Origin of the sequence: Neobacillus sp. NPDC097160 (assembly GCF_044762155.1) — a bacterium.
Taxonomy (GTDB): domain Bacteria; phylum Bacillota; class Bacilli; order Bacillales; family Cytobacillaceae; genus Neobacillus.
Window position 1 is genome coordinate 1 of sequence record NZ_JBIWDU010000033.1, and the last position, 21,702, is coordinate 21,702.

Below are 21,702 nucleotides of genomic sequence, written 5' to 3' on the forward strand. Positions count from 1 at the left end.
CATTTGTAGGGATCCTCGGTAGCTCAGCTAAATTATTCATTTTCTCCTATCCCATTAATCCTTTTCAGTAGTTCATACGGACGGACTTTAAAGGCTTCATATGGTATGCATTTTCCTTTCATTGCATCTACCACTCTCGGAAGGAACTTACCTCGTTTTATATATTGATGAACATTTGCAGAGTTAAGTTTGATAAACCGAACGTCATTTGTTTCATTAGATGTTTTTGGCTGTCCTCCAATATATTTTCCTAAAAAGACAATTGAAACAGTACTTCCATTAGAATATACCCCTGTTACACCTTCCAATTTAACTTGTATACCTGTCTCCTCCATAATCTCTCGGCATAGTGCCACGTCAAGCGTTTCCCCGTCATCCACGCCGCCACCAGGAAGCTCCCACGTATCTGCTCGCCAAAACGTTTTTACTAACAAAGTTTCATTGTCTTCATTTGTGATATAGCCACTTACTGTCACAGTTTGTTTTGGGGAACTGTATGCACCTGTTAGGGTTAAAAAATCTTTACGGTGATCTAAATATAGCTTTCCAAGTTTCTGGAGTTGACTTTGTGCCTGTTTATGCATTTCGTCTCTTAAAACTCTTTCCTCAATTTTCACGAACTCTTCAAAACTGGGATACTCCCAAATAGTGATGATTTCATCTTCTGCATCGGTTACCCACCTGCCGACTAATTTTGCCCCATTTTTCAAATGGTTTGGCAACACGTAATCATGAAAAAACTCATTACAAACACTGATCTTTTCAGGGAGAATTTGAAAGGTTTCTCGAATATAAAACATTTGAGTCCTCACTTCAGTTTTTCTCCATTTTACGTAAACAAAATTAATACGTTCTTGTTGTTAGATTTGTAAATTCAATGAAGTTACTTCAAATAAACAGACCCGAAAAAAGGAATCAGTCCTCCGATAAAACAGCGGGGGACTGATCCTAATCACCATATAAGTGTAACAATCCTAGATTGATTTCAGCGCCATATCTCTTTGGGCCTGTGTCCATCCTAGAAGACCTCCAGTATGGATGAAGAGAATGTTTTTTGCGTCTTTAAAATGACCTTTTTGTATTTCTGAAACCATACCGTAGAACGCCTTACCCGTATAAACAGGATCTAGCAGAAATCCGTGTTCTCGGCTGGTTTTCATTATGAAAGCCAACTCCTCCGGTGTGCTTTTCGCATAACCTGTGCCGATATATTGGTCATTAATCAAAATATCTTTATACTCTTCAGGTGCTTCCAAACCATCATTCAGGTACATTTCCTTGAGTATATCAGTAATGGTTTCCATAAAAGTTTCGGCACTGTGGTCAACAGCAAATCCATGGATTTTTCGTTTTGCTCCCTGGTTTTGATTTGCATACCAAAGTCCGGCATAGGTTCCCCCAGAGCCAACTGCAATGACAACCGTATCAAAATGTATTCCCAGTTTATTCTCCTGTTGGGTGATTTCTTCAATAGCCGAAGCATAGCCTAAAGACCCAACGGCATTCGATGCGCCAATAGGAATTAAATAAGGTTTATGTCCTTGCGATTTCAAGTTTTCGACAATTTCGTCCATTTTCTCTTCTCTGGATTCTTCGGGTGAAATCAAGTGAACACGGGCACCAAGTGCTTTATTAATGAAAAGATTTCCCTCAAAATGATTCGGAATCTCTCCTCTGATGATAAGGTCGCAGCCTAATCCATACTTTGCCGCGACAGCAGCTGTCGCCCGGCAATGGTTAGACTGGATGCCGCCAGCAGTAATAAGTGTGTCACAACCTTGATGAAGTGCATCCGCAACAGAAAATTCTAGTTTTCTTACCTTATTTCCACTTACTTCCATACCTGTAAAATCATCGCGTTTCAAATATAGATTTACTCCCAGTTCTTCCCCGAGACGATCCAATTTTTGAATCGGAGTAGGCAGGTTAGCGATATGTAGTCGTTCCATGTTGAATTTCTCCTTTATTTCCCTAATTTATCAATGTGATTATTACTTTAGGTTTATTTTATTATTATAACAACTTAAATTGGAATTGGTATTTTTATATGTTTATATATTTTTTAAAGCCTTTTCAAACCAAGCTATTATTATTTCTTTTGGTTAGTTTATTTGTCAATTTAAGGAAGGTAACTATTAGGCATTTCATAGAACGGTCTTTGCAGGCAGTAGGAGGCGATGCTCTATTGATCCAAAGACAAACATTAAAACTAGATTACAGCAAAAAACGAACCACCGTAATGGTGAGTCCGATTAATGTTTTAATCCTTTAATGTATTAGGTAGACAAATGTTGAACCTATGATCAGCATAACAAGTAAAAATACACCATTCCAGCGAAGTCCTACTGAAATACCTGACTTTTCCAATAAACCGCTGACTAGTAGGTTTATCGGATTGACCGGGCTAATCACAGCTGACATGGACCAGGACATCATTAACAATAATGCCAGCACCTCTGGCCGTGTACCAATCATACCTGCATCCATTTGTGTCACGAGAGCGGTAACAACGACAATTTGATGGACACCAATGAAGGTAAATACCAGTACTATACCGACAATCATGATAATGAAAAGCAGAAAAGAGATGGATGCTGTTCGATTCAAAAACATTTTAATCCCATGTGAAACGGCAGTCCCTGTCAGTGCATTTCCAAAAAGTCCAGCACTCATAAATAACACAATCTCATTATTCATGAGAGGAACCGAGAATTTTTTAAAGGTATTGAAATGGTTGATAAACTCGGTCCATTTTTGTGTAGTAAGTGACCAAAGGACTGGATAGGCAATGGAAATGGAGCTAACCAAAAACATCATCGGCCATTTCGTCAAAAATTCAAACAGAAATAACAAACCGATTAAACAGATTAATAGTAAAATGAGTTGAATCATCTTTTTCCTTTGGCAGGCTTCAAGTACTACATTCCCTTTTTCATGGAATGAATCGATGCGGCTCACTTCGTCGCTGAGCTTATTTTGTTTTAGCCAGATCCAAAATAGTAAATTTCCGCATACAAATTGAAAGACCGCAAGAGGCAATCCAATCGGTATGTAATGCAAAATGGGAACATCAAGATAATAAAGAACCAAGGCAACTGATGCAAAATAAGGAGACCATAAGATCACAGTGGAAAAACCTACTAGGTAGGATTTCGCAAGAATGACGGGTGCAAGTTTAATATCCTTAATCGTTTCATGAAGGATACGGATCGTACCTATATTAAATATCGGACCAAGAAAAAATATAAATAGAGAAATACTTCCAAATATCTTCCTGGATCGGTGCGAATACTTCTCCATATAAAAATGAATGGAATCAAAATATCCGTCAATCTTAAAAGGAATCGTTAACAGCGGTACTAAAATGACAAGACTCATGACAGGCATGTTTGCCAAAATACCATTTGCAGTCCCCTCTATCGGGGTACCCTTTAAAACGTTAATAACCACTCCAGTTATAAACATACCAATGCTAAAATACCGGGGTAGTGGTCTAGCGACACCGATGCTTAATAAAAATACAACAACACATAAAACTACAAGGAAAAGATCAAAAATGTTGGAATTTGTTAAATAATGAACAATATATGCAAAGCACATCGAAAGTATTAACGTGCTTTTCGCCTGAACCGGTTCTTTACTTCTAGCCATCATTTTCGTTTGCAACATTTTTTTCACTCCACTAAATAAAGAAAAATCTGTTTGGTTTCCTATCTCACTACGAACCAATGAAAAATTACAGTACCCCGGTAATGTACCGGGGCAGCAGTATTTACGACAATAACCTTTCGTTGGTTACTACTTTTATCTTTTTATTTCAACAATTTTCCTAATTCCGGAGTTACTTCCTTCGTCCATCTGTCTGTCCATTCCCCGCGGATTTTTGCTAATTTATTAATGTCCACGGTATAGGTTTTATCCGTATCTTTTAACCCAATGATATCTTTATATTTATCTGGGATGTCCATTCCATTCACCACTGGATAAAAACCTTCTTCTGAAATGGCTTTTTGTGATTCTTCACTAATTAAGTAGTTAACAAATTCAGCTGCTTCTTTTGAATGTGGCGAGTTTTTAACCACTGCGGCACTAAAGGCATTCTTGTTCACGCCTTCTTTAGGAACCACCATTTTCAGTGGAATTCCGGAATTTACTGCCAGGTCTGCAATGACATAGCTTCCCATTACGGTAACGTCAGCAGCTCCCTGTTGAATAGCCGGCATCATTTGTGTCGAATTTTTATAGAAAGTAGACGAATAACCGGCAAGTTCTTTTGCCTTCTTAAGTCCAGGTTCCAGGTTATCTATGCTTCCGCCGTTTACAATTGCCAAGTTATATAAGATGTTAAAGCCCCAGTCATTACCAATATCAGCAAAAGCTGTTTTTCCTTTGTAATCAGGACGAATCAGGTCATTCCATGACTCAATAGGTGCGATACCTTTCTGTTTAAATACTTCTGTGTTGTAAGCTGGTGCAATCACCAAGCCAAATGCAGGAGCCGCTACATTTTGAAGCGCTACGAAATCTTTATCGACATTTTTCATATTCGGAACCATTTTTTCGTCAATGTTTTCGATTAGTCCTTTTTCATTGGCTCTTTGGACATCGATTGGTACAAAGAAGGCGATATCAATTTGCGGTGCATTTTTTTGCAATTCCACCTTGGACAAAATTTCACCCGATAATCCTGAGATATAGTTCACTTGAATACCGGTTTTTTCCTTGAATTTAGGAGCGATGATATCACGGATTACTTTTTCGATCTTACCGCCATTACCCGAAATCGTGATTTGTTTCGCTCCTCCTTTTTCTGTCGAGGCTGCGGACTTTGCATCCCCTGGTTTTTGTGGAGTAGGATTTCCACAAGCGGAGAGGGCCGCTATCATTAAAACAATTACAAACAAACTTAACGATTTTTTCATCACACTTTCCTCCCTAGCAAATTGAATTTTGGTGTATTTACAGATGCATATCTAAGTAAAATGGTTAACTGGAGATCTTGCTGTTCATCGATGTTATGAAGGGCCATAAATCATCAGCTTCCATAGTTAAGACTTCCTCGCCAAGTATTTTAGCCCAATGACTTTCATTTCCATATTCATCACGCCATGACCAAAGTCGTCTCGTGCTTTGCTGCAAGGCGTGTTCTTCCGTAAAACCAATCGCACCGTGTACTTGATGGGCAATCGGAGTGGCAATGCTTGCGGCCTCTCCTACTCTGATTTTTGCAGAAATGATCTGGTTCTTTCCACTGCCAGCTTCAAAAGACTTCATTGCTAATTCCGTCATCGCTTTTGCTGCTGAAACTTCACCTGCCAGTATCGCGATATGCTGCTGAATGGCTTGAAACTTGGAGATTGGGCGTCCGAATTGGATTCGTTCCTTCGAATATTTCACACTCAATTCGAGAATTCGTTCAAGTGCCCCAGACATTTGAACCCCCCTTATTAGAGCAGTCAGATAGTAAAACTCATTAGCATTCACTTCGCTAAGGCTAGATACGTTATCACTTTCTACTGGAACATCTTTAAAATACAAATGATCTCTTGCCTCACCTGCATAATTCTTCCCCTCTTCGATACTGCATGTATCCGGATCCACAATCGCTACCATGTTACCCTGCTCGGACTGCCCAATGACAAGAATTGCCTCCGCGTAACGTGCAAATGGTACATCATGGGCGGAGCCAGAAATCGTCCATCCGCCAGAAGCTTCATTGAATGTGATTAGATTCCCATATTGAAAGGATGCGATCGTGGTGGTTTTGTCCAATAAAGGTAAGCCGATTTTTGAAAGCAGCCAATTTGCCACAAACGTCTCCGCAATCGGAATAGATGCCGAGAATTGCGCTGCAATCCTTAAAAACGTTAGTGCGTCGGCTAAGCTTCCCCCAGTACCGCCTGATTCTTCTGGAATCCCTATTGTGGTCATCCCGGTTTCCACAAGTGTTTGCCATAATTCTGTGGGAAAAATGCCTTGTTCAGCAGCTTCAACCACTTCTTTCGTGCACAAATCCTTCATGATTTTCTCGGTTGTTTCCTGAATAATCTGACTAATTTTATTCATCTGATTCCTACCCCCCTAGCAATAATGCCTCTCAATATTTCTGTGGTTCCACCCCTAAGTGTAAAACCTGGTGCATGCAATAACGCCTCCGCTAACAATGATTTAAAGCGGACATTCGATACTTGAGTTTGGGAAGCTACTAATTCCCTGGCTGCCTCGGCAATTTGAAACTCAAATTTTGTTCCTAAATCTTTTACTAACGAAGCCGTAACATCCGGTGAAACTCCTTTTTCAAGCATGCCTGCCACTCCTAGCGACATTTCCCGTAAAGTGGTCAAGCGTGCTGCTAATTTACCAATGGTGATTTTCACATGCTCATTCGATTCCTTTTGTTTTAAAACGCGAATTAACTCCACAAACAGTGGAAAGGTACTTAAGAATCGCTCTGGTCCACTTCGCTCATAGGCTAGTTCAGCCATGCTTTGTTTCCATCCATCCCCAATCGTTCCGACCACCATATCATCGGGAACGAAGACATCTTCAAAAAATACTTCATTAAAATGGTGTTCACCCGTCATTAACTTTATCGGACGTACGGTTACGCCAGAGGCAGATAAATCGACCACTAGTTGGCTTAACCCTTCATGCCGGTTTTCTGTTTTCGTGGAGGTACGGCATAAGGTCACCATAAAATGCGAATGATGTGCGCCGCTTGTCCAAACCTTACTGCCATTTAGTCTCCAGCCGCCGGCTACTTTCTTCGCATTCGTCGAGATCGAGGCAAGATCTGAACCCGAATTGGGTTCGCTTAGTCCAATGGAAAAAAAGATTTCACCCTGGGCAATGCGTGGGAGAAATTCATTTCGTTGCTTCTCCGTTCCATATCTCAGGAAAAGAGGCCCTGTCTGACGATCGGCAAACCAGTGTGCGGCTACAGGTGCACCGAAAGCCAACAGCTCTTCCGTCACCACATATCGCTCTAGCGCGGAACGCTCATGTCCGCCATATTTTTTCGGCCAGATCATCCCTAGCCATCCACGTTGTCCAAGCTTACCGCTGAATTCTGCATCCCATCGACTTAACCATGAATCACAATGAGGAAGAAATGCTCCCTCTTCTATTTCATTTTTCAGAAATTGACGAATCTCCTGTCGAAGCTCTTCTGTTTTTTCTGTCAACTGTATGGTTTCTAACTCCAAACTCTTTACCAAAATCCTTCACCTCCGAATTATTTGTAAGGCCCATCTTCTTATTTAAATTCAGGCTTTCGCTTCTCAATTATGGCATTTAAGCCTTCTTGATAATCAGGATGTTCGGTCACCAGCCCCATAAATGAAGACACCATATCCAGTGAAGTTCTTAAATCAGTCCTAAGACCTTGATAGACCGTACGTTTAATTAATCGAATCGCTTCCTGCGGACCCCGGGCAAGTTGATTGGCTAACTTATAAGCTTCTTCCATTAAACCTTCATGGGGCACTTGTTTTGTAATCAATCCAAGGGCAGCCGCTTCCTCCACATCAATGATTTTCCCTGTCCATAACAATTCAAGTGCTTTATCGATGCCTATTAATCTAGGTAAATAGTATCCGCCCCCGTCACCTGGGACAATTCCCACTTTGACATAACCTTCCCCAAATCTGGCCTTGGGAGAAGCGATGCGCAAATCACATTGCAGGGCCATATCAAGGCCTGCTCCAATCGCATCTCCATTGATGGCGGCAATCGTTGGTTTGTCAATTTCCTCCATTAACAAGGGAATTCTTTGGACATGTTTCCATAAACTATTCTTTCGCGCTAATCCTGTAGTAGAAAAATCCTGATCTTCTTGACCCGATAGATCTAAGAAACCCAATCCGTTCTTCATTGCTTTAATATCACCGCCGGCACAAAAAGCTTTGCCATTCCCGGTTAACACCAACACACGGATTTCATCATTATGCCTGACTTCTTCCAGAGCCTTAATCCATGACTCAATCATTTGCAGGCTAAATGCATTTCTTGCCTCGGGACGATTCAGCGTAATGGTTGCAACTCCATTCTGTACTTCAAAAAGTAAATCAGACATTTTCCCACCCTTTTCTTTCTATTTTTTCTAATAGACTTGTATAGAAATCCTTTAAATGATTCCCTGGGACTTTAAATTCTCGATTTCTTGTAAATCAAGTTTTAATTCTTCACGCAAGAAGGAAACCGTATGCTCCCCTAAGAGTGGCGGGTGCCTGCGAATCGTTATTGGTGTTTTGGAAAAACGAATCGGATTTCGAACCAATTTAATTTTTCCTAATGTAGGATGTGGTACCTCTTCCACCAGTTCCCTTGCCAGCACTTGAGGATGCTTTAACGCTTGTTCCACATTGTTGACAGGTCCAGAAGGAATCCCTTTTTCCGAAAAAAGCTTAAACCATTCGTCTGCCGTTTTCGTGATAAAGATTTGTTCCAGCTGCTCTGTCATTTCCACCCGATTGGCAACCCTCGAGCTGTTTGTGCTAAATTTCTCATCGGTGAGCCATTCAGGTCGATTAAGGATTTCACAGAGTTTCCTAAACTGTTTATCATTTCCCACAGCAATCATCATCGGCCTGTCTTTACATTGAAATACTTGATAGGGAACGACATTATTGTGCTGATTGCCCAATCTTTTCGAAATATAGCCAGTGTTTAAAAAACTGCTGGCAATATTGGCAAGTGAACTTATTTGGACATCTAACAAAGATAGATCAATATGCTGCCCTTCGCCGCCTTTATCCCTCGCTCTAATCGCAGTCATAATGCTTACGGTTGTGTATAATGAACAAATAATATCGACAATCGGTACTCCGACCCTTGTTGGATCTCCATCCATAAAGCCGGTAACATCCATCAACCCGCCAATCGCTTGGATTACAGGGTCAAAGCCTGGTTCTTTGCAATACGGTCCGGTTTGCCCATACCCGGTAACGGAACAAAGAATGATATTCGGATTTACGGTTTTAAGTTGCTCATAGCCAATCCCTAACCGGTCCAGTGTTCCTGTAACAAAGTTCTCCAGAACGACATCTGCTGTTTTAACAAGTTCTAAAAATAAAGCTTTCCCGGCCTCCTTCTTCAAGTCGATGGTAACTGAACGTTTATTTCGATTAGCGGTAAAATAATACGTACTTTCACTTTCTACAAAAGGAGACCAATCCCGCATGCTATCCGTTCCTTGGGGAGATTCGATACGAATCACATCTGCCCCCAAATCCGCTAAGATCATGGAGCCTGCAGGTGCGGCATAAATCCTCGATAAATCAAGAATCTTAATATCTTCTAATGGCAATGTCATCGGACATACCTCCTAGCTTATGGTTTAAGGTCCCTCAAATGGATGTTAAAGTGCGTAAATAGGAAAGACATCTTTTAGCGGAAGCTCTTGGTGCTGTTAATAAGGGAACAGTTGACTGAACCTGTGCCGCTATGTGCTCCATACTATATTGGGAAAGGACAATTACATCTACCTTCCCTTTTAATTGATGAACCATTTCTCTCACCCGTCTATCATGCAGTTCTTTATTCCCTTTCATCAGGAAATGAATAAGGCCGGGTTCTACTAAAGATTCCACTGAAACTTTTGGATTTTTTTCTTTTAAATAACTCATTAATGCAATCGGCGTTTCCTTTACGGTCGAAATTAATCCAATTCTTTCATAGGCTAAAGCCTCATCGAGAACCGCTTCATCTGATCGAAATAGTTTCATAGGATATAAAGGCTGCAGGATTTTTGTTACGTTATTAAAAGCAGAACAACTGAGTTGAATGCAGTCGACACTCGATTGAACAGCTAAGTTCACTAATAAGGAAAATCGCCTGATAATCTCTGGTGTAAGAGAACCACTTTCCTCGATCATTGGAAGCAGCCCAGTATCCATAAAATGAAGGAGTTCAACAGGAGTAGATTCCTCCTGAAATGCCTTGACGATTGGGTTTACTGCCGTCGTTGTTGCGTGAATCAGCCCGATTTTCATAGAACACCAGATTTCCCGCCGTCAATATTCACGGATGTCCCCGTTACATAGGAGGCGGCATCCGACACGAGAAACGTAATCACTTTCGCTGCCGTTTGTAGGTATTCTCCATTTCTGGCACAAATCACAACATTTGCTCCTTCATGAGCTAAATTAAGAGCCGTTTCCAACCCTATTCCTTTACTTGCCCCAGTTATCAGTGCCACTTTCCCTTTTAAGCCCAAATTCATAAAATCGGTCACCTTCTTATTTCTAAAGTAAGCGGATTATTCAAACCCACAGGTCTCCGCTAATAGGATCTTGTCCTTTGAAAAAATCCTTCAAAATTTTTGATGGAATCATTACGTTACAAGCGAGTACGATGAGAGCATTTCGACTACTTCTTTACCAATTTCCATCGAGGCCGTCGCGGCCGGAGATGGAGCATTGCATATATGAATAGAACGTTTGCCATTTACAATATAAAAATCATCTATTAAGGAACCATCAAATCGTAACGCCTGGGCGCGTACACCGGAGGATCCCGGGATGAGATCCCCCTCTGTTATACTTGGCATCAGTTTTTGAACCTCTTCTAAAAATTTCTTTTTATGAAAGGAACGAATGATCTCCTCCATCCCTTCCTTCCTGTAAAGCTTTGCAAGTTTCCAAAATCCTGAGTAGGAAAGTACTTCTGCTGCATCATGAAAATTAAAAGACGTTTTCTTATAACCTTCTCGTTTTAAACTTAATACGGCATTAGGCCCTACACCCACCGTACCGTCTATCATTCTGGTAAAATGCACCCCGAGAAAAGGGAAATTAGGATTTGGTACAGGATAAATGAGATTTTTGACCAAATGTCTTTTTTCTGGTATGAGTTGATAGTATTCTCCACGAAACGGAACAATCTTTAAATCTAGTTTATAACCCGTTAACTTTGCCATACGATCACTAAATAAACCGGCACAGTTTATGAGCATAGAGCCACGCAGAACCTGGTGAGTCGTCTCAATGATGACTTCCTTTTCGGATTCTTTTATTCTCTTTGCTTCCGTATTTAAAAAGATCTCTCCGCCATTGCCGCGAATAATCATTCCCATCTTTTCACAGACTTTTTTATAGTTCACAATCCCAGCCATTGGAACATGGATGGCTTCAAGCCCGTTTACACTTGGCTCTAGTTCTAACAATCTCTCTTGATCAATTTTGCTTACTTCAAGACCATTTTGTAATCCACGTTGAAATAGATTTTCTAATAAGGGAAGTTCATTTTCAGAAGTTGCAACAATAACTTTGCCGCATTGTTCGTACTGAATGCCGTATTGCCTGCAGAAAGAGATGATAGACTGGTTGCCTTCTTTTGCTAATCGAGCTTTTAAACTGCCAGGCTTGTAATAGATGCCAGAATGGATAACCCCACTGTTATGGCCAGTTTGATGAAAGGCAAGACCTGCTTCTTTTTCTACCACGGCCACTTTTACGCGTGGATATTTTTTATATAGTGTTATGGCAACTGATAGACCAACAATACCGCCGCCAATGATGATGTAATCGTACAAAGTTCGTTTTCCTCCGTCTCTAATAGGAAATTGTCCCCTTCCGCCTACGAATGTGAGCCGCCGAATACTTTACCGACGCCCTGCATTTTTTCAAGAATCACAATCAAAATGACCGAGATGAAGATGACGACGCTGGAAACGGACGCAACGATCGGATTATAGGCATCCTGCATCTGGGAAAAGATTTCGATTGGAAGCGTCCTCATATCTGGAGATATCATGAACATTGAGACCGTTACATTATCGAACGAAGTGAGAAAGGCAAACAAGCCTCCAGAGATGATCGCTGGGCGTATGAGCGGCAGTGTCACTTTCCAAAATACGACAAATGGATTTGCCCCTAGTATGGACGCTGCACGTTCGAGATTGTAGTCAAACCCGCTTAGTCCTGTTAAGACAAGCCGGATAACATATGGGATACAAATGATGATGTGAGCCAGTAAAAATCCCGTAGATGTTCCAGCAAGCATTAATGGAGTAAAAAAAATCAATAGTGCGATTCCAAGAACGAGCTGAGGCACACTTAACGGTGATGTTAGCAGTGCAGTAATATAGGTCTTCCCAGGAATGTCATACTTGGCAATCGCCATTGCTCCGAGCGTACCAAACAAAACGGAAAAGAAGGCGGCAAAAAGAGCGAATTTCACACTGTTCATCATTGCTTCCATGAACTCTGGGCGATCCAGAAGCTTTGTATACCACTGAAAGGAAAATCCCTCAGGCGGAAAGCTTGGATAACTTGCACTTGTGAAGGAAGCTGGAATGACCACTATAAGCGGAATTAGTATATAAATGATCGTTATGATCGCTGCAGCTGTGCGCAACCATGTGATACTTTTCATTAACGGAAAACCTCCTTGAATTTACTTCGTTCAAACGCACGAGTAAAGACGGTGACACTAATGAGGGTCGTTGCCAAAAGAACATATGAAATCGCCGATCCAAACGTCCAGCGCAGTAGATTATTAATTTGATCGTATGCGACCACTGGCATGACTGGCACATTGGCACCACCCATTAGGGCAGGTGTTACATAGGCGCTCATCGATAAGCTAAACACTAACACGCACCCAGACACAATCCCTGGCAAACTGAGCGGAAGTGTAATCGAAAAGAAATTGCGAATCGGGCTCGCTCCTAAGATAGCGCTCGCTTTTTCCAGAGATGGATCGATGTTGTACAGGCTTGTCGCAATCGCAAGAACCATAAACGGAAGGTAAGCGTTAGAGAGACCTATCACCACTCCAACCTCTGAAAATAAAAGCTTAAGCGGAGTATCAATAATCCCTAGCGAAATCAAAGTATGGTTAATCGTCCCATTTGGCAGTAATAACAGGTACCAGCCAAAATTTCTTACCACAATGCTCACTAGAAGAGGTGAAGCAATCAATAAAGCAATCACACCGCGTACCCGAGGGGAGCTTTTTGCCATCGTTAACGCAACGGGATAGGCAAGTATTAGGGAAACGATTACCGTATACAAACTAACTTTTACCGTTATCCAAAGTGAGGATAGATAATAACTATCCGTGAAAAATTGGACGTAATTTTTAAGGCTGTAAGCTGCATCGGTGCCGCCTAAATTGTCGCCTGAGATAAAGCTTAAATAAAGGATGTACAGCATCGGTACAATGAAAAAGCCAAAAATGAACAATAGAATCGGAAGAAGAAGTAGTAGTCCTGGTGTCCAGCTTCTTTTTGCTTTATTTTTAAACTTCTTCTGAGGTTCTGTACTAATGGGGTTATGTTTTTGTGTTATTTCTTGATCAGCATAAGATCGCATGGGTTCCATCCGATATACACCTCGCTTCCTTGCCTCCAAGTCGTATCAAAGAAAGGTGTCAGTATTTGGAGAGGTTTTCCCTTCAATGAAACATCAACCTCCCATGAAGTTCCCAAATAGTTCATTTGGGTAATTTTCACTTTGTGAAACTCTAGTGAGGAAGAAGTTCTTTCAGAAGAACTGATTTGTATCTTTTCGGGACGAATATACAGCTTTACCTGATCTCCCATGCGGCAAGCTCTGTAACTCCCCATCACATTTTCCAGGTCGACATGGGCGATTTCGTCATCCACGAGGACGGAAATTTTCCGACTGTCTATCGAAGCAATCGTTCCTTCGAAGCTGTTCGATTTGCCAATGAAATTAAAGACGAATTCTGTTTCAGGATGATTATAAATCGATGTTGGGCTACTGATTTGTTCGATTTTTCCTGCATTCATTACAACTACTCTATCCGACATGGATAGTGCTTCTTCCTGATCATGTGTCACGAAAATCGTGGTAACCCCAATTTCTTTTTGTAACCGCTTGATTTCTGTCCGCAATTCATGCCGTAATTTCGCATCCAAATTGGAAAGAGGCTCATCCAGAAGAAGCAATTCTGGTTCAACTACTAGTGCTCGGGCAATCGCTACACGTTGGCGCTGACCACCGGATAATTCACGCGGATAACGGTTTTCAAGCCCTGACATCTTGACAAGTTCAAGTGCCTGTGCAATCTTCCTTCCTCTTTCCGATTTTTCAACCTTTCTGAGCTTTAGACCAAAATCAAGATTTTCATAGACTGTCATATGAGGGAAAAGGGAATAGGTTTGAAACACCATCCCTAAATCGCGTTTATACGGCGGTGTCTTCGTGACTTTTTTTCCTTTTATAAATACATCGCCTTCATCCGCTTCAAGAAAGCCGGCAATTAGATTTAACGTTGTCGTTTTTCCACAGCCGGAAGGTCCAAGCAAGGTAAGCAATTCTCCTTGCTTAACATCTAGATTTATACCGTTTAGGACGACATTTGATCCAAATTGTTTAAAAGCGCCTTTTATTTCTACATCATTTTGGATTGCCTGCATGATCAGGACTCCTTTCTCTCTTCCATTGATTTATACCCCATATATTTTTCTTTTTATTGATTGACTCCATGTTCTGCAAAATATTTTTCCGCTCCGGGATGGAACTTGATTGGAACACCTATTCTTGCTTCAGAAAGCTTAATGTCACCCGCAGCAGGGTGAATTTTCTCCAGATCGGATAAATGCTCATATAATGTATTAACGAGAGTGTAAGCCTCCTTATTGGACATATCTTTATTTGTGAGCAGGACATTTTTGATAGAGAACGTTGATATGTCTTTTTGCTGCCCTTGGTAGGTTTTCCATGGAATTACTGCATCTGAATAGTAGCCAAACTGATCCTGAAGACGATTTACGATTTCATCAGGAATTGGAATGAGTTTAATTGGCATCTCTGTTGACAGGGATGAAATTTCCGGATTCGGCACGCCTGACACAAAAAATGCAGCATCAATGGTTCCGTTCCTTAAAGCATCAGCGGATTGTGAAAATGAAAGGGTAAATTTTTTAATTTTATTACTACTCAAGCCTGCTGCTAGAAGCGTCCGTTCTGCAATCAGTTTTGTACCACTATCAATTGAGCCTACACTTATGCGCTTACCGGTTAAATCCATTAATGATTCAATGCCGCTTTCTTCAGTGGTGACGATTTGAATGTAGTTGGAATAAAGACCGGTTAAGGCTCGAAGCGTCTCTTGAGGGTTCTCTCCTTTTAATTTTTGCTTTTCTAAGAGACCTAGTGCGTCAGCGGTTGCAAATCCCAGTTCGGCATTCTTCTGGCTGACTAACTTAATATTTTGAAAAGAAGCATTCGTTACTTGAGTCCCTGATGCCATTTCATTAGATTTTTCATACATATCAGCCATTGCCTGACCGAGAGAGAAATAGACACCAGACATATCACCTGTTGCAATGATAAGAACATCGTTGGTCATTGAGGGCTGCAGTTCCTGATGAGAATGCACAGTAGCCGGCGAAGGGATTTCTTGCCTCCCATTTTCCATATTGCATCCTGCCAGAAAGGCAAAAATCATGGCTCCTGTGAAGAGTGTTCGGATCTTCATTCTCGAATCTCCTTTCATAAAAGAATAAATGCAAGTTTCGTGCCAAAATTCTAATCATCGAAAATGTACGCGCTTTCAAACCTTCAATTTCGTTTAAAAACTAAATCGGCAAAATTTGCTGTATTGAACAGGCAAATTTTGCCGACTTGTACATTTACCAGTGAAATTCGATCGATGAAGATTTATTTGATCGCTTAAACATTCTTGTGCTGATCTTCTATCGCATAAAGCTTGATCTTATCACGTAAACTTCGTTCAGAAATCTGCAGCGTTTGAGCCGTTTTCTGGCGGTGTCTGCTAAAGTGATTTAGCGTTGCAGCTATCACTTTTTTTTCGATTTCCTTCATTGGAATACCAATCGGAATTTGAAGGCTGTCGCTACTGTCCATTTGACCAGTTTTTGAAAATGCTGGCCTTTTATCCTGAACATATTTTGGTAAATCTAAAACCGTTATTTCATCAGTATAGGATAACGCCACCGAATATTCGATGATGTTTCCCATTTCACGAACATTACCAGGATATCTATATTCAAGTAATAGCCTTCGAGCATCGGGTGAGAAAAATTTCTTCCCCATGTCCATTTCCCGACAGTATTTTTGTAAAAAATGGTCAATCAATAGTGGTAAATCTTCCGACCTTTCTCTTAGTGGAGGAATGGAAAGCGGGATAACATTGAGTCGGAAATACAAATCTTCCCGGAACGTTCCTTCAGCCACCATTTGCTCAAGGTTTTTATTGGTAGCACCAATAATACGAACATCTAACGAAATCTTTTTATTTGAGCCCAGTGGTGTAAGTTCACGTTCCTGCAGAACACGAAGCAACTTCACCTGAAGGGCTAGCGGCATTTCGCTAATTTCATCCAAGAACAATGTCCCCCCATTTGCTGCCACCCATTTCCCCTCTTTTCTCTGAGTTGCACCGGTAAATGCACCTTTTTCATAGCCAAACAATTCCGATTCCAGCAGTGTTTCAGGTATGGCTGCACAATTAACAATTTCTAAGGGACCATTTTTTCTTTTACCAGTGTTATGGATGCTTCGTGCAACAAGCTCTTTTCCTGTTCCACTTTCACCTGTAACAAGAACACTGGAATCGATATTTTTGATCCGTTCTATCATCGAGAATACACGTTCCATCGCTTTACTCTTACCCAGGAAGTTGTCATTATTGCGTCTCTGCCCAAGTTCTTCATGAAGAGTCTCGATCTCAAATGACATTCTCTTAAACTCTGTCGCTCTCATTAATAGGAGTTCGAGTTCCTCTATATTAATTGGCTTTTCGATGTAATAATACGCACCTGTTTTTATCGCATTGATGGAGGACTCGATTGAGGAATAGGCCGTCATCATAATAACAGTAACAGATTGGTCGATTTGTTTGATTTCTTGTAATACATCTAGCCCACTGCGACTACCGAGGCTCAGGTCAAGCAGAACAAGATCAATGTGCTTTTGTTTTATTAGGAGTAGCCCTTTCTCTGGATCCGTTGTCGAGGTAACTTGATAATCATCTTCAAGGGCAAAGCTAAGCGATGCGCAAATCGCTTGTTCATCATCAATGACTAGTACATGCGGCTTCATCATTAGTCTCCTCCTTTTGATACAAAGGTAACGTGACAGTGAAAATAGTGCCTTTATTGTATTGACTGAACACTTGAATATCACCATCATTTTCTTTAATTAGCTGGTAAGAAAGAGCAAGTCCCAAACCCACACCCTTCTCTTTACTTGTATAAAAGGGTTCAAAAATACGATTTAGTTCATCTTGCTTCATTCCTTTCCCAGTATCGGCAATCATAATCCGCCCTGAATGTTCATTTTCTTTTTCCATAGTAATGGTTAGGTTTTTCTCTGGTGTTTCTTCTACAGCATCAATTGCGTTCAATATTAAGTTAAGTAACACCTGGCGAATTTGCTGAGGATCGATATAGAAAATTAGCTGATCGTTAAGCGAAGGATTCACCATAATTTGTTTTTTCTCAAATGTAACCTGAAGAAATGCAAGCAGAGAGGTAAGATCGCTTGCTGTACACTGTTGTTTATTAGGCGGCCTTGGCCGTGCATAATCAACTAAATCACTTACAATCATCTCAAGCCTGTTTACTTCTGCGGGTACATGTTCCATCATCATCTCGCGAAATTGAGGTCGGTCATACTTTCTTGGAAGCAATTCAATAAAAGTTTTTATGGCAGTTAAAGGATTACGGATTTCATGCGCAACCCCTGCCACGAGCTGGCCAAGAGCATGAAGCTTCTCTTGCGTGATCAATTTTTGTTCCAGCTTCTTCTTTTCTGTTTCATCATTAATGGATAGTAAATATCCAGTCTGCATTCGTTGGGAGTCATACATTTTTAATAATCGATAGAAAAAAGCCTTTCTATGACCCTTTTCATTGATCTCAAGGATATAAGGACCCGCTGAATCATGCTTGGATAATTGGGACATTTGTTCAAGCAGTGAGGACTTCTGAAGATGCAACGGTGTAATTGTTGAAAGATTTAGCATTTCCATTGCCTTTAAGTTTGAGCTTGTAATCGTAAAATCGGGAGCAAAGGTTACAATACCGGTATCGATATTATTCAAAATTAGTTCTTTAAAGGCATAATTATCAGCGATTTCTTGGCGCTGTTCTTGGAGATTTTCATTTAGTCGACGAAGCGTTCGTGTTTGTAGGTTGACAGCTTTTTTAAGACGGTGATTCCAAATATAAATAAACAAAAGGATCAGCGCAACCGTCGAGAGTACGACTGTTAATAGTAAAATAAAATACTCCAACCTAGCAATGACAGCATCCGGCTTCGTCAGCACCCATTTATTTATGACTGTATTTACTTCCCCTTGCGCTTTTAAGGTGGTCAAGGTGTGATTAATCATTCGAAGCAGCCCGTCGTTACCTTCTTTAACCGCGATTGTATAGTCAGCTGGTTCAATCACTTCATCAAGTATGACAAAGTTTTCTTCTTGGTTTAATTGTTGTAAATACACTTTTGCCGTCCACTTGTTTCCAATAAAAACATCTGCCCTTCCTTTGATAAGAGCAAGAAGTCCGGAAAATTGATTGGTGGAAAGGGTTAACTTTGTATTACGCATGTTTAAAAGGGTTTCAACAACAGGTGTCCGGTTCTCTAGTACTACATGAAGATCGCGCACATCTCCGATTCCCTTTATCCTGCTTTTTTTATCCTTAGGAATAATAAGAGAATCAGACATCGTAAAAAACGGTTCCGAGAAATCAAAATAACTATCATTTTTCGTGCTATAGGCAATTCCCGCTATTGCATCAACCGTCCCGTTCTCTAATGCTATTTGTGCTTCACTCTTGCTCATTGGAACATATTCAAATGTAAGCCCGTTCTCAATTGCCACTTTCTCCATTAAATCAATACTAATGCCTGCTAGCTTCCCGTCCTCTTTTGTGTAGGAAAAGGGAGGAAGTGCCCATTCACCGGCAACTTTATATGTAGTTTTTTCTGCAAAAGCAGTAGGAGCAAATAAAAAAAAAGGAGCCAGTACAATGAGCATCCTTAGTGGGGAAATAAAGGTTTTAATATAATTATTTACTATTAGTACCACACCTTTCATTGAAATCAATGATTCTTGCAATAATGTGAGCGCTTCAACCCATAATTCTAAAAAAGATCATTGAAACAAAAAAAGCCTAACATTGTGCGTTTCAATGACTCATATCCAAAGATTGTCTTCCGACTAAAGATATGAAATTGAGATTAATGTGTTGATATTTTAGTAGTACAACAAACAGCCACTCAACAAGGTGAGATATTTTCATTGATGTTATTATTATAACTAAATATTCTGTATTTTACAATTCGTCCATTAAGGGTTTAATTCTACTATCAGGTTTAACTTGTGAGAAACTTTTTTGAATGCTGAATATCTTGGCATATCATAGCCTACTTTTGTAACAGCAACAAAAAAGTAGCCAATTATATAATATGGCTACTCTCTTATATATTTTTTTATTTCATTTATTTGTTTTTGTATCGACTCGATCAACATCCAGCTTCAACATGATAAAGGTCACTATTCCTGATAGAAGTGCCCCTCCTATTGCTATCAGTATGCGTACTGGAAGTTGTACGTCTGCATGATACTTTCCTAGCATCCATATCGCTATAACCGCTACAAGAACCATAATGGGTACGACGATTTTTAAATGTTTCATGATGTCCTCTCTCCTTTACTCGTTCAATTCTTCGGTTAATAGGATATTAATAATTTTTCTATACAATCCATTTATCATAACATTTTTATCTTGTATTAAAATGCATTTATTTTCAACTACTTTTTTAGGGACAAACTGATTAAAAAATAAGAAAGCTGCTATCTTTCTACAAAACCCTTACTATCTCATAAAAAAAATAAAATCACACCATAAAAAGAATCACCAATTAGGGCGGGTTGACTTTTGGAAATTTTATTTATATAGTTATCTCGAATTCAAGACAAAAAGGTCCTGCCTATTTATTTCTTACTCACCAGTTTCAGCAAAACGCTTAATGCGGTCTCCGATTTCATCACGCACAAGTTGGAAGAATGCCCATTTTTCTTCGTCTGTACCTTGCGCTTTAGCTGGATCATCAAATCCCCAGTGAACTCGTTTTACTTTTGGTGGAGTAACAGGGCATTTGTCAGCAGCGTCACCACATAATGTAACAACTAAATCGGCATTGTTTAAAATTTTAGGGTCGATAATATCGGATGTTTGGTTGGAAATATCAATTCCAGTTTCATTCATCGCTTTTACGGCATTGGGATTAAGTCCATGTGCTTCAATTCCTGCACTTTTCACTTCCCACTCATCACCTAAATGTTTTTTAGCCCAACCTTCTGCCATTTGGCTTCGGCAAGAGTTACCTGTACAAAGAAAATAGATCGTTTTTTTAGACATAGTCATTTTTCTCCTTTTTCTGATGATGATATTTTTTAGTTAGACTATTAACAACCATAGGTATAACCCTAAAAGTGTAATAAACAATACTGGGATGGTTAAGACAATACCTGTTTTAAAATAGGTTCCCCACGAAATCTTAACTCCTTTTGTTTTCAAAACATGTAGCCATAATAACGTGGCAAGTGAACCAATTGGTGTGATTTTCGGACCTAAATCCGAACCAATGACATTCGCATAAATGAGTCCTTCTTTGATCACACCTACTGTATGTATATCTGCAATGGCAAGTGCATCGATCATCACAGTTGGCATGTTATTCATAATGGAAGAAAGAATCGCTGCAATGAAGCCCATGGAGATGGTTCCAATAAACAATCCATGATTGGCACATGCTTGAATCACATCCGCAAGTACGCCAGTTAATCCAGCATTTCGTAAGCCATAAACCACCACATACATTCCAATCGAGAAAAACACGATTGCCCAAGGTGCCCCTTTTATGACCTTTTTTGTTTCGATCGCATGGCTTCTTCTTCCCATAAATAAGAAGAAGATGGCAACGACACCTGCAATAATTGATACAGGAACGTGAAGGGATTGACTAATAAAGTAACCTGCTAATAAAATACCTAATACCACCCAGGATAAACGAAACATTTTTTCATCCCGAATCGCTTCGGCAGGTTTCTTTAATTTTGATAAATCATATTGTTTTGGAATATTTTTTCTGAAGTACAGAAATAGAACAAAGATACTTGCCACTAAAGAAAAGAAGTTAGGAATAATCATTCTTGATGCAAAATGAACAAACCCAATTCCAAAAAAGTCAGCAGAAACAATATTTACTAAGTTACTCACCACAAGTGGCAAGGAAGTGGTATCGGCAATAAATCCACTAGCAATGATAAATGGGAAAATCATTTTGTCTTCCAACTTTAAATTCCGAACCATCGCTAAAACGATTGGTGTCAAGATAAGAGCTGCCCCATCGTTGGCGAAAAATGCTGCGACGAGAGCACCTAGAATACTTACATAAACAAACATTTTTATTCCGTTTCCTTTTGCTGCTCGTGCCATGTGCAATGCAGCCCATTCAAAGAAACCAATTTCATCTAGAATTAACGATATAATAATGATTGCAATGAAAGAAAAAGTAGCATTCCATACAATTTTGGTCACTTCAAGAACGTCATGGAAATCAACGACTCCAACCAAGAGCGCTACTATCGCCCCCCCGCAGGCAGACCAACCAATCGATAAATTTTTAGGCTGCCATATGACCAAAATAAGTGTTATTAAAAAAATCAATGATGCAAGTATGGTTGATACCAATG

General features: G+C 40.1%; 19 protein-coding genes and 1 pseudogene. All 20 read right to left on the reverse strand.

From position 1 onward, the window contains the following. Window positions 1-32 precede the first annotated feature (32 nt). Window positions 33-812 carry an NUDIX hydrolase gene (locus tag ACIQXV_RS28495; RefSeq protein WP_402965363.1) on the reverse strand — a complete coding sequence of 260 codons (780 nt, stop codon included), beginning with the start codon at window positions 810-812 and terminating at the stop codon, window positions 33-35. A 162-nt stretch (window positions 813-974) separates the two neighbouring features. Continuing rightward, a complete protein-coding gene (locus tag ACIQXV_RS28500) occupies window positions 975-1,949 on the reverse strand; it encodes a D-cysteine desulfhydrase family protein (protein ID WP_402965366.1) in 975 nt (324 codons plus the stop codon). Window positions 1,950-2,268: 319 nt separating this feature from the next. Further along, window positions 2,269-3,669 carry a hypothetical protein gene (locus ACIQXV_RS28505; RefSeq protein ID WP_402965369.1) on the reverse strand — a complete coding sequence of 467 codons (1,401 nt, stop codon included), beginning with the start codon at window positions 3,667-3,669 and terminating at the stop codon, window positions 2,269-2,271. Between the two features lie 143 nt (window positions 3,670-3,812). Beyond that, complete coding sequence (locus ACIQXV_RS28510; RefSeq protein ID WP_402965371.1) at window positions 3,813-4,922, reverse strand: extracellular solute-binding protein; 1,110 nt, start codon at window positions 4,920-4,922, stop codon at window positions 3,813-3,815. 64 nt (window positions 4,923-4,986) lie between these two features. After that, entirely contained in the window at window positions 4,987-6,066 is a 1,080-nt protein-coding gene (locus ACIQXV_RS28515) for an acyl-CoA dehydrogenase family protein (protein WP_402965374.1), read from the reverse strand. Beyond that, window positions 6,063-7,217 carry an acyl-CoA dehydrogenase family protein gene (locus ACIQXV_RS28520; RefSeq protein ID WP_402965377.1) on the reverse strand — a complete coding sequence of 385 codons (1,155 nt, stop codon included), beginning with the start codon at window positions 7,215-7,217 and terminating at the stop codon, window positions 6,063-6,065. Before ACIQXV_RS28520 ends, ACIQXV_RS28515 begins: the two co-directional genes overlap by 4 nt. 38 nt (window positions 7,218-7,255) lie before the next feature. Further along, a complete protein-coding gene (locus ACIQXV_RS28525) occupies window positions 7,256-8,074 on the reverse strand; it encodes an enoyl-CoA hydratase/isomerase family protein (protein WP_402965379.1) in 819 nt (272 codons plus the stop codon). Between the two features lie 51 nt (window positions 8,075-8,125). Further along, a complete protein-coding gene (locus ACIQXV_RS28530; protein ID WP_402965382.1) occupies window positions 8,126-9,313 on the reverse strand; it encodes a CaiB/BaiF CoA transferase family protein in 1,188 nt (395 codons plus the stop codon). Between the two features lie 34 nt (window positions 9,314-9,347). After that, a complete protein-coding gene (locus ACIQXV_RS28535) occupies window positions 9,348-9,992 on the reverse strand; it encodes an aspartate/glutamate racemase family protein (protein ID WP_402965385.1) in 645 nt (214 codons plus the stop codon). A gap of 53 nt (window positions 9,993-10,045) precedes the next feature. Then, a pseudogene (locus tag ACIQXV_RS28540) lies at window positions 10,046-10,222 on the reverse strand (SDR family NAD(P)-dependent oxidoreductase); the annotation flags it as partial. A 111-nt stretch (window positions 10,223-10,333) separates the two neighbouring features. After that, window positions 10,334-11,533 carry an L-2-hydroxyglutarate oxidase gene (gene lhgO, locus ACIQXV_RS28545; protein WP_402965387.1) on the reverse strand — a complete coding sequence of 400 codons (1,200 nt, stop codon included), beginning with the start codon at window positions 11,531-11,533 and terminating at the stop codon, window positions 10,334-10,336. Between the two features lie 44 nt (window positions 11,534-11,577). Then, on the reverse strand, window positions 11,578-12,375 hold the full coding sequence (locus ACIQXV_RS28550; RefSeq protein WP_402965390.1) for an ABC transporter permease: 798 nt from the start codon (window positions 12,373-12,375) through the stop codon (window positions 11,578-11,580). Beyond that, window positions 12,375-13,325 (reverse strand): ABC transporter permease, encoded by a 951-nt coding sequence (locus ACIQXV_RS28555; protein ID WP_402965393.1) that lies wholly within the window; start codon window positions 13,323-13,325, stop codon window positions 12,375-12,377. Before ACIQXV_RS28555 ends, ACIQXV_RS28550 begins: the two co-directional genes overlap by 1 nt. After that, window positions 13,289-14,386, reverse strand: coding sequence for an ABC transporter ATP-binding protein (locus ACIQXV_RS28560; RefSeq protein ID WP_402965395.1), 1,098 nt, complete (start codon window positions 14,384-14,386; stop codon window positions 13,289-13,291). The genes ACIQXV_RS28555 and ACIQXV_RS28560 overlap by 37 nt, the downstream gene beginning before the upstream one ends. Window positions 14,387-14,439: 53 nt before the next feature. After that, window positions 14,440-15,450, reverse strand: a complete 1,011-nt coding sequence (locus tag ACIQXV_RS28565; protein ID WP_402965400.1) for a TAXI family TRAP transporter solute-binding subunit — start codon at window positions 15,448-15,450, stop codon at window positions 14,440-14,442. 194 nt (window positions 15,451-15,644) lie between these two features. Beyond that, window positions 15,645-17,039: a sigma-54-dependent transcriptional regulator gene (locus ACIQXV_RS28570; RefSeq protein WP_402965402.1), complete on the reverse strand. Its 1,395-nt coding sequence runs from the start codon at window positions 17,037-17,039 to the stop codon at window positions 15,645-15,647. Beyond that, complete coding sequence (locus ACIQXV_RS28575) at window positions 17,011-19,059, reverse strand: transporter substrate-binding domain-containing protein (RefSeq protein WP_402965405.1); 2,049 nt, start codon at window positions 19,057-19,059, stop codon at window positions 17,011-17,013. The genes ACIQXV_RS28570 and ACIQXV_RS28575 overlap by 29 nt, the downstream gene beginning before the upstream one ends. 379 nt (window positions 19,060-19,438) lie before the next feature. Beyond that, window positions 19,439-19,639 carry a hypothetical protein gene (locus ACIQXV_RS28580; RefSeq protein ID WP_402965408.1) on the reverse strand — a complete coding sequence of 67 codons (201 nt, stop codon included), beginning with the start codon at window positions 19,637-19,639 and terminating at the stop codon, window positions 19,439-19,441. Window positions 19,640-19,945: 306 nt separating this feature from the next. Beyond that, window positions 19,946-20,365, reverse strand: coding sequence for an arsenate reductase (thioredoxin) (arsC, locus tag ACIQXV_RS28585; protein WP_402965410.1), 420 nt, complete (start codon window positions 20,363-20,365; stop codon window positions 19,946-19,948). Between the two features lie 39 nt (window positions 20,366-20,404). Next, window positions 20,405-21,700: an arsenic transporter gene (locus ACIQXV_RS28590; protein ID WP_402965413.1), complete on the reverse strand. Its 1,296-nt coding sequence runs from the start codon at window positions 21,698-21,700 to the stop codon at window positions 20,405-20,407. Window positions 21,701-21,702 lie beyond the last annotated feature (2 nt).

Coding starts and splice junctions, on each gene's coding strand:
- ACIQXV_RS28500 (WP_402965366.1), bottom strand. CDS start 1,949: ATGGAACGACTACATATCGCTAACCTGCCTACTCCGATTCAAAAATTG.
- ACIQXV_RS28505 (WP_402965369.1), bottom strand. CDS start 3,669: ATGTTGCAAACGAAAATGATGGCTAGAAGTAAAGAACCGGTTCAGGCG.
- ACIQXV_RS28510 (WP_402965371.1), bottom strand. CDS start 4,922: ATGAAAAAATCGTTAAGTTTGTTTGTAATTGTTTTAATGATAGCGGCC.
- ACIQXV_RS28515 (WP_402965374.1), bottom strand. CDS start 6,066: ATGAATAAAATTAGTCAGATTATTCAGGAAACAACCGAGAAAATCATG.
- ACIQXV_RS28525 (WP_402965379.1), bottom strand. CDS start 8,074: ATGTCTGATTTACTTTTTGAAGTACAGAATGGAGTTGCAACCATTACG.
- ACIQXV_RS28530 (WP_402965382.1), bottom strand. CDS start 9,313: ATGACATTGCCATTAGAAGATATTAAGATTCTTGATTTATCGAGGATT.
- ACIQXV_RS28535 (WP_402965385.1), bottom strand. CDS start 9,992: ATGAAAATCGGGCTGATTCACGCAACAACGACGGCAGTAAACCCAATC.
- ACIQXV_RS28550 (WP_402965390.1), bottom strand. CDS start 12,375: ATGAAAAGTATCACATGGTTGCGCACAGCTGCAGCGATCATAACGATC.
- ACIQXV_RS28555 (WP_402965393.1), bottom strand. CDS start 13,325: ATGGAACCCATGCGATCTTATGCTGATCAAGAAATAACACAAAAACAT.
- ACIQXV_RS28560 (WP_402965395.1), bottom strand. CDS start 14,386: ATGCAGGCAATCCAAAATGATGTAGAAATAAAAGGCGCTTTTAAACAA.
- ACIQXV_RS28565 (WP_402965400.1), bottom strand. CDS start 15,450: ATGAAGATCCGAACACTCTTCACAGGAGCCATGATTTTTGCCTTTCTG.
- ACIQXV_RS28570 (WP_402965402.1), bottom strand. CDS start 17,039: ATGATGAAGCCGCATGTACTAGTCATTGATGATGAACAAGCGATTTGC.
- ACIQXV_RS28580 (WP_402965408.1), bottom strand. CDS start 19,639: ATGAAACATTTAAAAATCGTCGTACCCATTATGGTTCTTGTAGCGGTT.
- arsC (WP_402965410.1), bottom strand. CDS start 20,365: ATGTCTAAAAAAACGATCTATTTTCTTTGTACAGGTAACTCTTGCCGA.